The organism is Cobetia sp. SIMBA_158 (assembly GCF_046566945.1).
In the GTDB taxonomy this organism is placed as follows: Bacteria; Pseudomonadota; Gammaproteobacteria; order Pseudomonadales; family Halomonadaceae; genus Cobetia; species Cobetia amphilecti.
Map to the genome: position 1 here is coordinate 1 of NZ_JAWJYL010000010.1, position 15284 is coordinate 15284.

At 60.9% G+C, this 15284-nt stretch carries 10 protein-coding genes; 4 read left to right on the plus strand and 6 right to left on the minus strand.

Annotated features, from left to right (window positions below; translation table 11 throughout):
- The 5 genes from R2R70_RS14280 to R2R70_RS14300 all read right to left on the minus strand — a co-directional run.
- On the minus strand, positions 1–3098 hold a 3098-nt coding region (locus tag R2R70_RS14280; protein WP_410978337.1), incomplete at its 3' end, for a retention module-containing protein.
- Positions 3099–3315: 217 nt separating this feature from the next.
- Positions 3316–5472, minus strand: a complete 2157-nt coding sequence (locus tag R2R70_RS14285; protein WP_410978338.1) for a DUF3488 and DUF4129 domain-containing transglutaminase family protein — start codon at positions 5470–5472, stop codon at positions 3316–3318.
- Positions 5469–6488: a DUF58 domain-containing protein gene (locus R2R70_RS14290; RefSeq protein ID WP_410978339.1), complete on the minus strand. Its 1020-nt coding sequence runs from the start codon at positions 6486–6488 to the stop codon at positions 5469–5471. The genes R2R70_RS14285 and R2R70_RS14290 overlap by 4 nt, the downstream gene beginning before the upstream one ends.
- Positions 6485–7414: an AAA family ATPase gene (locus tag R2R70_RS14295; RefSeq protein ID WP_410978340.1), complete on the minus strand. Its 930-nt coding sequence runs from the start codon at positions 7412–7414 to the stop codon at positions 6485–6487. Before R2R70_RS14295 ends, R2R70_RS14290 begins: the two co-directional genes overlap by 4 nt.
- Positions 7415–7532: 118 nt before the next feature.
- Complete coding sequence (locus tag R2R70_RS14300; RefSeq protein WP_225347259.1) at positions 7533–8045, minus strand: NUDIX hydrolase; 513 nt, start codon at positions 8043–8045, stop codon at positions 7533–7535.
- Positions 8046–8368: 323 nt separating this feature from the next.
- Here R2R70_RS14300 and R2R70_RS14305 point away from each other — a divergent pair, with 323 nt between their 5' ends.
- Entirely contained in the window at positions 8369–8920 is a 552-nt protein-coding gene (locus tag R2R70_RS14305) for a copper chaperone PCu(A)C (RefSeq protein WP_410978341.1), read from the plus strand.
- A 155-nt stretch (positions 8921–9075) separates the two neighbouring features.
- On the opposite strand, the gene R2R70_RS14310 is transcribed toward R2R70_RS14305, so the two are convergent.
- Positions 9076–9687 carry a LysE family translocator gene (locus R2R70_RS14310; protein WP_410978391.1) on the minus strand — a complete coding sequence of 204 codons (612 nt, stop codon included), beginning with the start codon at positions 9685–9687 and terminating at the stop codon, positions 9076–9078.
- Between the two features lie 936 nt (positions 9688–10623).
- Here R2R70_RS14310 and R2R70_RS14315 point away from each other — a divergent pair.
- From R2R70_RS14315 to R2R70_RS14325, 3 genes are all read left to right on the plus strand, one after another.
- Positions 10624–10869 carry a hypothetical protein gene (locus R2R70_RS14315; protein ID WP_410978342.1) on the plus strand — a complete coding sequence of 82 codons (246 nt, stop codon included), beginning with the start codon at positions 10624–10626 and terminating at the stop codon, positions 10867–10869.
- A 707-nt stretch (positions 10870–11576) separates the two neighbouring features.
- Positions 11577–14000: an N-6 DNA methylase gene (locus tag R2R70_RS14320; RefSeq protein WP_410978343.1), complete on the plus strand. Its 2424-nt coding sequence runs from the start codon at positions 11577–11579 to the stop codon at positions 13998–14000.
- A complete protein-coding gene (locus tag R2R70_RS14325) occupies positions 13993–15258 on the plus strand; it encodes a restriction endonuclease subunit S (protein WP_410978344.1) in 1266 nt (421 codons plus the stop codon). Before R2R70_RS14320 ends, R2R70_RS14325 begins: the two co-directional genes overlap by 8 nt.
- Positions 15259–15284 lie beyond the last annotated feature (26 nt).

A 15284-nucleotide genomic window follows, 5' to 3' on the forward strand; every position in this document is an offset into this window, starting at 1 on the left:
GTATCCGCATCGACGCCAGCAATGGTGACCGTGGCAATCCCGGCAGTGGCGGCGACCGTGAAGCTGCCGGTGACGGTATCGCCGGTGGCTTCGGTGACGCTGTTGTCGTCCGTGCCGGTGATGATCGGCGCGGCATCGGGCATACCGATGATCAGGATGTCGACCGTGGTGGTCGAGCCATCGCTGAGCTCGACCACGAACGACTGGCTGACAGTGTCACCCTCATTCAACCCCTGAACGACAGCGGCTTCGTTATCGAGGGTGTAGGTCCACTCCCCTGCCTCGTTGACGCTGAAAGTGCCGTAATCATCGCTTTGGGTGCCAGCGACAACATCAGTACTTTCGACATCGACAAGCGCGCCGGAAGCTTCGGTAACGCCATCCTCCGTTACCTCTCCAGAATCGCCGCCAATCAGGGCGCCCACGTCATTGCTGGTCGCGGTGTTGCCGGCCGGATCGGTGACCGAGGCTTCGACGCTGTATTCGCCTTCGCTCAGCGGCGTCTCGGCGTCAACCGTGTAGGTGCCGTTCTCGACAGTCGCGGTGACGGTCTGCTCGTTACCCTCGCTGTCGGTAATGACCAGCGTGACAGTGCTGCCGTCTTCGGCATCGGTGGTACCGACGATGGTCGGCGTGGTGTCGGAGGTCAGTGCCGGGGCATCGACAGTCAGCGCCGGCACGCTTGCGTCGATCTCGCCTACATCATTGCTGGTCGCGGTGTTGCCGGCCGGATCGGTGACCGAGGCTTCGACGCTGTATTCGCCTTCGCTCAGCGGCGTCTCGGCGTCAACCGTGTAGGTGCCGTTCTCGACAGTCGCGGTGACGGTCTGCTCGTTACCCTCGCTGTCGGTAATGACCAGCGTGACGGTGCTGCCGTCTTCGGCATCGGTGGTACCGACGATGGTCGGCGTGGTGTCGGAGGTCAGTGCCGGGGCATCGACGGTGAGCGCCGGCGCGCTTGCGTCGATCTCGCCCACGTCATTGCTGGTCGCGGTGTTGCCGGCCGGATCGGTGACCGAGGCTTCGACACTGTATTCGCCTTCGCTCAGCGGCGTTTCAGCGTCAACCGTATAGGTGCCGTTCTCGACGGTGGCAGTGACGGTCTGTTCGTTGCCGTCGCTGTCGGTGATGACCAGGGTGACGGTGCTGCCGTCTTCGGCATCGGTGGTGCCGACGATGGTCGGCGTGGTGTCGGAGGTCAGTGCCGGGGCATCGACAGTCAGCGCCGGCGCACTTGCGTCGATCTCGCCCACGTCATTGCTGGTCGCGGTGTTGCCGGCCGGATCGGTGACCGAAGCCTCGACACTGTATTCGCCTTCGCTCAGCGGCGTCTCGGCTTCAACCGTGTAGGTGCCGTTCTCGACAGTCGCGGTGACGGTCTGCTCGTTGCCGTCGCTGTCGGTGATGACCAGGGTGACGGTGCTGCCATCTTCGGCATCGGTGGTACCGACGATGGTCGGCGTGGTGTCGGAGGTCAGCGCGGGAGCATCGACGGTCAACGCCGGCGCACTTGCGTCGATCTCGCCCACGTCATTGCTGGTAGCGGTGTTGCCGGCCGGATCGGTGACCGAGGCTTCGACGCTGTACTCGCCTTCGCTCAGCGGTGTCTCGGCATCGACGCTGTAGGTGCCGTTCTCGACGGTGGCGGTGACGGTCTGCTCGTTGCCATCGCTGTCGGTGATGACCAGGGTGACGGTGCTGCCATCGTCGGCATCGGTGGTACCGACGATGGTCGGCGTGGTGTCGGAGGTCAGTGCCGGGGCATCGACGGTGAGCGCCGGCGCACTTGCGTCGATCTCGCCCACGTCATTGCTGGTCGCGGTGTTGCCGGCCGGATCGGTGACCGAGGCTTCGACGCTGTACTCGCCTTCGCTCAGCGGCGTCTCGGCATCGACGCTGTAGGTGCCGTTCTCCACGGTGGCGGTGACGATCTGCTCGTTACCATCGCTGTCAGTGATGACCAGGGTGACGGTGCTGCCGTCTTCGGCATCAGTGGTACCGACGATGGTCGGCGTGGTGTCGGAGGTCAGCGCGGGGGCATCGACGGTCAACGCCGGCGCACTTGCGTCGATCTCGCCCACGTCGTTGCTGGTCGCTGTGTTGCCGGCCGTGTCGGTGACCGAGGCCTCGACGCTGTATTCGCCTTCGCTCAGCGGCGTCTCGGCGTCGACGCTGTAGGTGCCGTTCTCGACGGTGGCGGTGACGGTCTGCTCGTTGCCGTCGCTGTCGGTGATGACCAGGATGACGGTGCTGCCATCGTCGGCATCGGTGGTACCGACGATGGTCGGCGTGGTGTCGGAGGTCAGTGCCGGGGCATCGACGGTCAGTGCCGGCGCACTTGCGTCGATCTCGCCCACGTCATTGCTGGTCGCGGTGTTGCCGGCCGGATCGGTGACCGAGGCTTCGACGCTGTACTCGCCTTCGCTCAGCGGCGTCTCGGCGTCGACGCTGTAGGTGCCGTTCTCGACAGTCGCGGTGACAGTCTGTTCGTTGCCGTCGCTGTCAGTGATGACCAGGGTGACGGTGCTGCCATCGTCGGCATCGGTGGTGCCGACGATGGTCGGCGTGGTGTCGGAGGTCAGTGCCGGTGCGTCGACCGACAAGGACAGCACGACCTCTGTCGGCAGTGTCGGATCAAGATCCAGCCCCAGGCCATCTTCGTCCTCATCATTGAATTCCGGGTCGGTAAAGCCGCCCTCATATTCATAGGAGGTCCGTTCGACACGCCCTTCGCGCCCCACCCCAGAGGCATCCAGGAAACCACTACGACTGCTGCCCGGCGCACCGCCATTCTCACCGGCTGCGGGAGCTTCCTGAATTGCGGTCGGGTCTTCGCCACGAGCGATCGCTTCGCGCAACGCTTCCACTGCCGGGTCAACAGGCGCTTCCCCACGCGACTCGGCCAGCAACACCTCAATGCCGATCGGCGCCCCCTGCGGCACCACAAGCTGGGTGCCGTCTTCCAGCACCACGATCGCGCCCTGCGGTGCGACCAGAGTGGCTGTCGGTTCAAGCGTCATTCCATTGACGACACGCTGCGCCTCGTTGGTGGAGGAAACAACAAGTACTGTGCCTTCTGTGCGGATGACCTGGACCATGGGGACATACTCCTGCTGGGGAAAGGTGCTGCATCATGCTGCGAAGGGGGCAATGGCATGATCGACAAGAACGGATAGTTACATTTTGATACACAAGATCACTTACTGCAACCTAGCAATTTTCAGTAGCGCTATCGCGCTGCAAAGATGAGATATCTAATGCAAAAAAAACCTCTTTAAATCAATAGTTAACACTCACCAAAGACATCATTACGCTTTAGCGAATCTTGCGAGACAGCACAGACCACTGGCGCCGAACACTACGCAAGGGTGGTGATTGATCATGAGAGCTCGCTAATACCGTAGCATCGTTGTATAGCCATTGTTCAATCAAATCTGCCAAATGTAACAATACTCTTACATTTTGCGGCTGCTGTTGGGCAATACGGCGCAAGTGGCTGCCGGGAGCCTCGCCCACGTGGGGGCCATGGCCCGTACGCTCCAGCCGCTTCACCAATCTGCGGTAGGCTCGCACACCTGCGTGCGCTGACACCTCACGGCCAGACCACAACACCAGCGCCACGCCTGCCAGCACCACACTGGCCAACAGCCCGAGCACACCCCAGACAAGCCACTCCCAGCGGAAGTCACCAAACAGTCGCTTCCAGAGATTTCGCTGCTCGTCGAGACGGAACCCCACCACGCTGCGTTGCCAGCGGTATTCGAAACGCTCCCACTGCCGTCTCAGATCACTGAGCAATGAATTATTCAGCGTGAAGGCGCGCAAGCCAGCATCGGCCATGAAGCCCGGCTGCCCCTGCAGGCTCAGCGCCCCCTGCGAGATTCGCTCGGGAGCCACCGCCGCGGTGGGATCAAATCGATTCCAGCGGCCGGCATAGAACACCTCGACCCAGGCGTGGGCGTCATACTGACGAATGCTCAATTCCTGCGGCCCACCGATGCCATCGCCTTGTGCCTCGCCGCCCAGATAACCCGCGACCATACGCGCCGGCAGTCCGGCAGCGCGCGCCAGAAAAACGCTGGTAGAGGCGTAATGGGTGCAATAGCCCCGCAAGCTGTCGAACAGGAAATCATCGACACGGCTGAGCCCCTCGAGGCGCGGTGGCGTCAGGGTGTAGTGGAAAGGCTGGCGATTGAAATACTGGAAAAGGCGTTGCAGGAAGACCTGAGGTTCTCCCCCCGACTCCCGCATCAGATCGCGAGCGAACTCACGGGCACGCGGGTTGCCATCATCGGGCAACAGCTGATCAAGGCGCTGCATCCATTGCGGAGCCGTTGTCGGTGGCGCGCCGGAGGAAGACATCTCCAACAGCTCGCGGGTATTGAGTGACGCCAGCCCCTCAAGGGTGCCGTCGATCAGGTAACGGGCCTCACGACTGGTCGTCAGTGGCGCGCCGAGACTCGGCCGCCAGGGGCGCGGGTCCGGCTCCAGCAGCAGCTCATAGCGATGACGCGCGACTTCCCCCTCCATACGCGTCCCGCGCTGAACGTAGCGCTCGGCCGGCCCGCCCAGTGCCTCCTGAAGACGCTCCGGCGTGGCGCGCGACCAGCGCACGCCATCAAACAGGCTCAGGGTATACACACGCCAGTAGCGCTGGGAGGCCGCAGGCAGACCGTTGTCGAAACGTGCCCGAAACGCCAGGGCATCACTGCGACCCAGGGCGGCGATATCGCCGGGAGAGACACTGTCGGTAAGCCCCGTGGTGGCCTCGTTGAGCTGCGGCACGTTCCACAGCGGCGGCAAGCGGGGAAAGAGCACGAACAAGCCCAGCATCAGCGGCAGGGACAACCCCATCAGCCAGGCCGTCTCCCGCATGGCCTCGCGACGCTCGCGTGCACCGGCGATCAACACCAGCCCGCCGACCAGCCACGCCGCAGCCATGACCGAGGCCGCCGCCATCAAGGGCCCCTGGTCATGCAGGAAGGCCGCCGCCAGCACCACGAAACCCAGCCCGCAGACCACGCGACCATCGCGCAGGCTGTCCGTCTCCAGCAACTTGAGCAGATAGATGCCGACCAGCAGGCCGATCATCGCCTCCAGGCGCAGCATCTGGCCGTATTCGAGAAACAGGCCCGCCGCGACCATTGCCACCGCCGCCAGTCGCAACAGGATGCCAGCGCGCGGAACTCGCGCCCGGAGTTGCTGAAAGCGCCACAACGCCGCCAGCAAGGCCGGCAAGGCAAGCCACACCGGCATCCACAGCACATGCAGCGCCAGCACCAGACACTGGCCGATGAACAGATGGCGCAGCTCAAGCCAGCCCAGCGCCTGATCAGGCGTCAGCGGTTTGCGCTGCCACCAGCGTCGTCTGGCGCTGGAGGAAGTAGAAGATGTGCCACTGGAGAGCTCGTCCTTTGAGGAGCGGCCCAGGGAGGCGCGTCCCGGGGAAGCCTTGGCTGTCGACAGGCTCATGCGCTGCCCTCCTGACTCAAGGGACGACTCGCGCCGGCTCGCTCGGCGGCCTCACTGGCCGCCAGCTGGGCGGACCATGGCAACCTCTGCTCGCCGCCGAACAGCGTCAGCGCCTCAAGCACTCGACGACGATGCGCCCCGCCGCTGGCGATGGCCAATGTCTGGCCCGGCAGCCGCAGACCATAGGTCGCCTGGGCGCCTTCCGCCGCCAGCACCCGCGCCGTAAGCTCCGAAAGCCGCTGCTCCATGTCGCCACGACAGGCCTCGTAATCCAGCCACAGCGAGGGACGCGCAGGTGTCTCGAAGCGCTTGGTGACCAGCTCTCCGCTGCGCCCCCAGTGCTTCCATGCGATATGCGCTGGCGCGTCGCCCGGCACATAGCGGCGCAGCCCGGCGAAATCGCCCTGCTCTATCTGCTCGAGCGTGCGACGACTGCCCTGCGGGGTGGAGGGAAGCTCTGGCTGTGGATAGACGAGGACCGGCGTATCGATCGCGACCCAGGCCCACAGGCGTACCAGCCCCAGTGGCCAGCGCGACTCCAACGTCAGCGTCGGCAATGAGAACTGGCCACGCTGAAAGGCCGCCAGCTCCAGCGGCGCACTGCCTTCGCCGTCATGGATCTCGAGTCGTTGGCGCGCCTCTCCCAGTCGCACATCGATGGCATGCGAGCGAGCCCGACCGGTGAGGCGCACCATGACGCGCAACGTATTGCCTGCAAACGCCTCACCATCGGCGATCAGCTGCACTCGCACGCCCGCCAGATTGCGCCAGCTGCGAAAGATGCTGACCACTGCCACGGCGAAAAGCCAGAAGGACAGGCCATGCGCCAGCGAGTTCTCGTAATTGATACCCAACAGCAGCAGCAGGATCACCAGCACCGCCCAGAACAGCCCGAAGGGCGTCGGCAAGATCATCAAGCGCGCGTGATGAAGCGCCTCGCCTCCGCCAATCGACATCTTGCGCAGCATGCGGGCTTTCACGCGCGTCCATGCGCCGGGCTTCGCCACCTGGGTCATGCAGGCACCACCGCCACCTGCCCGAGCAGATGGCGCGCCACGGCTTCACCTTCTGCAACACTGCCTTCGCTGAGGCGGTGCCCCACGACGGGCGCCCAGACCGCTTGCACATCCTCCGGCAGCACATAGTCACGTCCTACCAGCAGTGCCCAGCCACGCGCAGCACTGGCCAACGCCAGCACCCCGCGCGTCGAGAGACCATAGGCCACTTCCGGTGAGCTGCGCGTCGCCGCCACCAGCGCCTGCAGATAATCCAGCAGCGGGTCAGACAGGCGCACACGGTCCACGGCGGCCTGCCACTCCTTGAGCACCGAGACGGGCAACAAGGGTCGCAGCGCCTCGATATGCTGACGCCCGGCATTGCCCTTGAGAATCTCGCGCTCGGCAGCGGGCTCCGGGTAGCCCAATGACAACCGCATCAGGAAGCGGTCCAGCTGGGACTCCGGCAGCGGGAAGGTGCCGGATTGCTGGAGCGGATTCTGGGTCGCGATCACGAAGAACGGTTCTGGCAGGCGACGGGTCTCGCCCTCCACCGTCACCTGACGCTCTTCCATCGCCTCCAGCAACGCGCTCTGCGTCTTGGGCGTGGCACGGTTGATCTCGTCCGCCAGCACCAGCGAGTGGAATACCGGGCCGGGATGGAAGCGGAAGTTGCCCTCACGCGGGTCGAATACCGATACGCCGAGAATGTCAGCGGGCAATAGATCGCTGGTGAACTGCACCCGCTGCATGTCCGCTCCGATCAGACGCGCCAGCCCCTGGGCGAGCGTCGTCTTGCCCAGCCCCGGCAAGTCCTCGATCAGGACATGACCACGGCACAGCAGACAACAGAGCGCCAGACGGATCTGGCGCGGCTTGCCCGCCAGCACGGTCGACAATGCGGCTTCCACCTCTTCCAGCTGCTGTGGCGATACCTTGGCATTCATGCAAAGACTCCAGAACAAAGTGGGGAGGAGGAGATGCGGCCATCACGATGGGCAGCACACACCAGATGACGCAGGGCCAGCGGCGTTGCTGCCCAGGCTCGACAAGGAAAAGCGAAGATCATCGGCTCAGGCTCTCACTCAGAAAGCCTTCACGAATCAGGCGCTCAAGGGCCATACGGCTATCAGGCGTTGAAGGATGCAACGCAAGCGCATCGGCCGGCGTGACCCAGAAGGCATCTGCCACTTCTTCGGCCTGCAGCGTCAGCGGGCCATCGTAATGCACCAGATACGCACTGCCGAAGACATGGTTGGTTGCGTCGGTGTAGCAGAAATCGAAACAATGCTTGAGCGGCGCGCCGCGCACGCCAATCTCTTCCTCCAGCTCGCGACGGGCAGCCACCTGCACGGCCTCACCGGCCCCGACAACGCCCCCACTGGCGAGATCGAAATAGCCGGGGAACACTTCCTTGCTCAGGGTACGCTTCTGGATGCACAGCTCACCGCGGCCATTGAGCACGAAGGCATAGGTGGCACGGTGCCAATAGCGGTAGCGTCGCATCAAACGACGTGGTGCCGTGCCACAAGGGCGATTCTGCGCATCGACCAGCTGAATGATTTCGTCCTGGATCACCGTTCCCTGTTCCTTGCCTGTCCTTGAATCACTTCGATAGCCACCTGCGACGACCAACACCGCCGGATGGCATCGACCAATGCGTCCCACGGTAGCAGAATGCGACGAAGCTGCCTTCAACTGCGGCCCGGACACCAGCCTTCACACCCGGGCAACAGGTGACGCTCACATTCGTGCAAACCACCTAAAACAGAACTCTCTGCAATAGCCTCTGCACTAGCCTCTACACTAGAGGCCATCGACGTCAGAAAACACCACACTGGCATCATGGACCGCTCCCATGGTCATTCTCTTTACACACCCAGACAGGAGATGCGCACAGCATGAGGCAACCTCGCCAGGGACATGGCGCGCCGCGACGCGCCGGACAGATATCGGCTGGCCTGACCGCCCTTCGCACCATCCCCACCACCGCCAGCAGATGGCTGGCGACGCTAGCCCTGCTCTCCCTTGCCACCATTCACGCCACTGCGCAGGAGCCCCTGTCCGCCGCTCCCCATGTCGAGCAGGCCTTTGCGCTACCGACGCCACCGGGTGCCACGACCGGGGCCGCCTACCTGACACTCTCGATCGCAAAGGGCGATGCCATACTGACAGGCGCCAGCACGCCGATGGCCGCCACGGTCGAATTGCACAGCATGCAAGTCACGCAAGAGCGCATGCAGATGCACAGAATCGAGCAACTGGCGACTTCCTCTGACGCGCCGCTGACGATGGCTCCCGGCGGCGGCCCCCACCTGATGCTGATCGGGCTGACGCAGCCACTCATTGCGGGCGACAGGCTGCCACTGACACTGCATTTTCTGGCGAGACCTGACACGAGCCTTGAGGTCTCGATCAAGGACTACGCCGAGATGATGTCGCTCAGTGAGTAACGCCATCGGTGCATACGCCTCTATCGACAAACACCTCTATCTACAAACGCCTCAACCCGCGAAACGCGCATGCAAAACGGCCCTGACACAAGATGCCAGGGCCGTTTCCTACCAGATAACGAATCACCAGATCCTCACCGGGCTGACAGGCTGTCTCAAAGCCCCCAGACCACCCGCAACGCCAGCCCCAGCAACACCACGCCCGTCAGTCGATTGATCCACATCGCGCGCGCCTGCAACCAGGGCAGCACCCGCGAGTGCGACAGCACCAGTGCCACCAGCACATACCAGAGCCCGTCGATGCCCATGGCCGTCACGACAACCAGCCACTTGCCCATCTCGCTCATCTCCGGCGTGATCAACTGACTGAGCAGCGCCACGAAGAACAGGATCAACTTGGGGTTGGCCAGCGCCACCATGAAACCATCGCGTATCGCCATGGAACGGGACGTCGTGACGGCCTGCGCCTCCAGCGCTCCACCGCGACCCGCCCGCAGTGCATTGAACCCCAACCAGGCCAGATAGACTGCGCCCAGCAGCATGATCGCCTGGAAGACGTCCGGGTAATGAACGATCAAGGCGCCGAGCCCCCAGGCAGTCAGCGCGGCATACAACCCGACTCCCAGCGCATGACTGATACCGGCGGCGACCCCCGCACTCCTACCGCCGCCCAGGGTATGGCGCAGCACCATCGCCAGACTCGGTCCGGGCGACATCGCCCCCATCGCGCATAGCGCAACCAGTGACAACCACAGATTCAGCGGCATCCAATGCATGAAGGTCATTCCATGTTCCAGTCAATTGGTGAAAGCGACACTGCGCCGGCCTCGGACATACACCTGGGGAATCACCTGACAGTAGCCCGGCGCTCGCGATGGGCCCGCCCTCCCCATCCTGCGTTACTCAAGAGATGAGAGCATCGGGCACATAAGACTCCCACCAAGTCTTCGGGCAGGCGCGATCGAGTGTATCAAGCGCCATGCTGATGCGGCAGCAGGCCATATGGACGACCTGAACATGCCCCTCAGGATGGGTGTCACACGAACTGGACAGTCCGCCCTCGAAGGCGGCCGTCGTGCATGGATTTATATGAGAACATAATAAAGTACAGAATTTTACACATTTGAAACTTGTGCAACAAATTAGCCGTTGTACAAGTTTATGATGACCAGTAACGTCTGTACCGCTGCTCAGGAAGAGCGGCAGGTTCAGCGTAGTGACAGGCCAAGTGCACAGGAAGTGCAGCCAGGGACAGGCCCTGTCAAAGGATGACGCGCAGGCTTGGGGACTTCGCTCCCGGCCAGGAAGATTCGTAAGCCTGAGCGGGTAGGTTTACGAATCTTCATGACTGGCAAGCCTGCGAGCTCAGGGAAAGAGAGCACTACGCTGAATGACACCGAATTCAGTCAGTTTCTGAAAGGTGTACAAGATTCTTGCGGGTCATTAGCGCCCGATCGCTGCTCAGGAAGAGCGGCAGGTTCAGCGTAGTGACGGGCCAAGTGCACAGGAAGTGCAGCCAGGGACAGGCCCTGTCAGAGGATGACGCGCAAGCATGGGAAGCTTCACTCCCCGGCCAGCAAGATCCATGAGTCTGAGCGATTGATTCATGGGCCTTGATGGCTGGCAGGTTTGCGAACTCAAGGAAAGAGACCACTACGCTGCACCTCACCAGATTCAGTCAATTGCTGAGAAGGAGAGGAGACATGGAAGGGAAAGCTCAAGCCGCACTGTGTTGTCCGGCATGCTCCGGCCTGAAGATGGAGTATCAGTACCACACCCCATCGGCCGACCACCTGGTGCACTGCCAGGATTGCCATGAATACGTCGGCATGTGGTTTACCCTGCGCCAGGAACTCGCGATCCAGAACACCCGCATCGCACTCCTCGCCCCCTCCCTCGCCAGCAACAGCCTCTATCGACGCGTAACGAGCGTTCCACATCAGGCGTGAGCCGCCGTCTGGATGCACGAGACACAGGTAAGCCCCGACATTCGTTCGGGGCTTTCCTGTGTCTGGGCCCCTGCCGTCACGTAAAGAGCACAGACAAGCAGCTGCCAGCGCCATGACAGGCGAAGCGTGAAGGAATAAGCAAGGACAAGTATTCGGGACAGGGGTAGAGACAGACTGAGCGCGAGCGAAGAACCACGAGGAAGATGAATCGGTGGGAGCCAGAAACGCAAAAAGCCGCTCGAAAGCGACTTTTTCAATTCTGGTGCCGGTGGTCGGACTCGAACCGACACGCCTATTAAGCGGCGGATTTTGAATCCGCTGCCCTATCTAAAAAATCATATACTTACCCACATATTTTCACAAAGCCCAATACCCGACCCAATACCTGAAATACACTTGCACACCACCGAATGCGACACCTCACGAGACACGTTAGGCCTTCAGCACCAACCCAAAGTTCTGACTGACGAAACGATGTTGCAACAAGCGTTTCCTGTGTTTCCTTTGCGCTTCTTGAATCATCGAGCCTCTTGCATCTCAAGCCTAGCCTACGCGTCTTCAATGCGACGCACCCGGCTTCTCAACTGACAGCTTTTCAGCAGGTTGGCCGCCCTCTCATGGCTTTCCCGGCGCAAATTTGGTGAGATAGCCCCAACCGAAAACGGCGGTGCAATACCGCCGTCTCATCAGACAGGGAAGCGCGGTAGATGATACTCACCCTAAACCAACTGGAACGGCACCTGTTCAAGGCGGCCGATATCCTGCGTGGCAAAATGGATGCCTCGGAATTCAAGGAATACATCTTCGGGATGCTGTTCTTGAAGCGTTGCTCGGATGTCTTCGAGCAACGTCAGGAGGAAGTCCGTCAGCAGCTCAAGCAAGCCGGCAAGAGCGAGATCGACATCGCTCACCTCATCGATATGGAAAGCTGGTACAAGGCGACCTTCTACGTCCCCGAACAGGCACGCTGGGCCTACCTGCTCAAGGAAGCCCACCAGGGCGTCGGCAATGCACTGAACAAGGCGCTGGCAGGCCTGGAAGAAAAGAATCCAAGCCTCGCCGGGGTACTCGAGCATATCGACTTTACACGCAAGGTGGGCTCTACCACTCTGCCAGATAAAAAGTTGCGCCAGCTGATCACCCACTTCAGCGAATACCGCCTGCGTAACGAGGACTTCGAGTTCCCCGATCTACTCGGCGCGGCCTATGAGTACCTGATCCGCGACTTCGCCGATTCCGCCGGCAAGAAAGGTGGCGAGTTCTACACCCCGCGTACCGTGGTACGGATGATGGTGCGCCTGATGAATCCTCAGGAAGGTCACAGCGTCTACGATCCCTGTATGGGCTCCGGCGGTATGTTGATCCACTCCAAGGAGTACCTGGAAGAACAGGGCGGTGACCCGCGCCGACTCAACCTGTTCGGTCAGGAGGCATCCGGCTCGGTATGGGCCATCGCCAAGATGAATATGCTGCTGCACGGCGTCAGCAGTGCGGACCTGCGCAACGATGACACCCTGACCGATCCGCAGCATATCGAAGGCGGTGAGCTGGTGCGCTTCGACCGCATCCTGACCAACCCGCCCTTCTCCATCGGCTATACCCCGACTCAGCACTTCCCCGAGCGCTTCCACTACGGCAGCGTGCCGGAAGGTGCCAAGAAGGCTGACCTGATGTTCCTGCAGCATATGGTCGCCTGCCTCAAATCCGACGGTATGCTGGCCACCGTCATGCCCCACGGCGTGCTGTTCCGTGGCGGCGATGAAAAGCGGATTCGCGCCGGGATGCTGGAAGATGATCTCGTCGAGGCTGTCATCGGTCTCGCGCCCAATTTGTTCTACGGCACCGGTATTCCCGCCAGCATCCTGATTCTGCGTGCCAAGGGCGCCAAGCCTGAGGAACGCAAGGGCAAGGTGCTGTTCATCAATGCCGACCGTGAACTCCACGAAGGCCGTGCACAGAACCACCTGCTGCCGGAACATATCGAGAAGATCGCCAGCACCTTCGAGTCCTTCTCGGAGGTGCCCGGCTTCGCCCGTGCCGTGCCGCTTACGGAGCTGCGCGAGAACGACTACAACCTCAATATTCGCCGCTACGCCGACAACACCCCGCCGCCGGAACCCCAGGATGTGCGTGCTCATCTCAAGGGTGGCGTGCCAGTAAAGGAAATCGAGGCCAAGCGTGCCTTGTGCGATGCTCAGGGCCTGGACCCGATGGCACTCTTCCAAGTCCGCGAGAGCGATACTGATTACGTGGATTTTGCCGAGTTGCTAGCCGAGAAACGCGATATCAAACCTGCCATCGAGCAGAATGAAGGTCTAAATGCCAAGCAGGCCAGTGTCATGGCAGCCTTCGAAGGCTGGTGGGCCGAGCACTGCACCAGCGTCACAGGGCTATCCGCCGACGGCGGGCGCTTGACTCAGCTGCGTGATGAGCTGCTGGGCAGCTTCTCGGCCGCCCTCGAGCCCACGGCGATGCTCGACCGCTTTGCGGTACGCGGCATCATTGCCGGCTTCTGGTTCGACAACAAGAACGAGTTCCGCACCCTGCAAGCCCGTGGCTGCCTCGGCGTAGTGGATGCCTGGCGTACCAGCATCGTGAGCTTGCTGGAAGACGACCAGAGCAAGACCAACCCACTGGATCACCGCCTGGTGCACTTCCTGCTGGCGGACTATGTGAGCGAACTGGAAGAACTCGCCGCCAACGCTGCGGAGTTAGATGCGCGCATCAAGGCCGCTGAGGCCAAGCCGGATGGTGACGAGGGCGATGAGGCGGAAGCCGATAGCGGCGAAGGCGACGATGCCCCTACCCCGTCCGAGCTCAAGGCTTGGAAGAGCGAACGCACCCAGGTACGCAAACAGCACAAAGCCAAGGTGGCAGGTTTCGAGACACGCCTGAATCAGGCCGTGGATGCTCTGGACGAACCCGCCGCTGCCGGACTGGTCGGCACCATCCTGCACAACGACTTGAAAGGCATTCTCGAACGCTATATCCGCCAGCAGCGCCAGCAGGTGATCGCCGTCTTCGAGACTTGGTGGGACAAGTACAGGGTGACACTAGCCGATATCGAGGCTGAGCGGGATGCCGCCGCTAAAGAGCTTAAGCAGTATCTGAAGGGGCTGGGATATGTCTGATAGGAAATCAATCCAGCTTGGCGATTACGCCAACGTCCTTTCTGGCTTCCCCTTCCCATCAGAAGGGTTTTCACAAGAAGAAGGCGTGCCCCTCATCAGGATCAGGGACCTCCTTGCCAGCGAGCTTGAAACTTACTTTATCGGACCTTATCCCGATAACTTTGTCATTGACGATGGTAATATCCTTATCGGGATGGATGGCGATTTCAACATCGTTCGATGGACTAAGGGGAAGGCACTCCTTAATCAGAGGGTGTGCAAGGTTTTTACGTCCGCCGCCGAATTGGATAATGGGTACCTCTTCTGGCTCCTCGAGCCTAAGCTGCAGGATATTCACCAGAAAACTCCCCAAACGACGGTCAAGCACTTATCAGTCAGGGATCTGGTCCAACTTCGCCTTGAAATCCCTCCAGTGAATGAACAACGTCTCATCGCGCGCATCCTCGACACTCTCGACACCCAGATCGAGAAGACCGAGGCGCTGATCGCCAAGCTGGAGAAGGTCAAGGAAGGCCTGCTTCACGACCTGCTGACTCGCGGTATCGACGAAAATGGTCAGCTTCGCCCTAGCCCTCAGCAGGCACCGGAGCTATATAAGGAGTCGCCGCTGGGGTTGATTCCGAGGGAGTGGGCGTGCGTTTCAATTGGTGAGATAGCCAGATCTACCACTCTTGGCACGGCAAGTCGGGGGGCTGAGTCATCGGCAAAAACTAAGCTCATCAAGATGGGAAATCTTAACTGGGGAAACACCCTATCGCTTACTGATGTCGAGAACATATCCGACAGAAAAGTCCATGAAAATCTTTTTCTCAATGATGCGGACCTGCTCTTTAACACAAGAAACACTCCTGAGCTCGTTGGAAAAACGTGCTCATGGAAAGGTGATGGAAGTTCCTTTACCTTCGACAACAATATATTGAGGATTCGCTTTTCCAAAGGCCTGAATGGTCATTTTGTCGCATCATATATGAGCGGAGATATTGGAAGAGGCCGTATTGGTCGCCTTGCCACAGGAACAACCTCTGTTGCAGCTATTTACTGGAGGAGTTTGTCGAGACTCGAAGTGCCAGTACCGAGCCCAAGGGAGCAACAGTTAATAGTTGACAAAATAAAATCATCTCAAAATAACACTAATACTCTAAATGATGATTTGACCTCTCTTAAAAGGCTGAAGGCAGGCCTAATGGACGACCTCCTTACTGGCCATGTCCGTACCACCTCGATGCTCGAACATTTTAAAGAGGTCACCTCGGCATAGAACGAGGGCTCCTAAACAACACCACG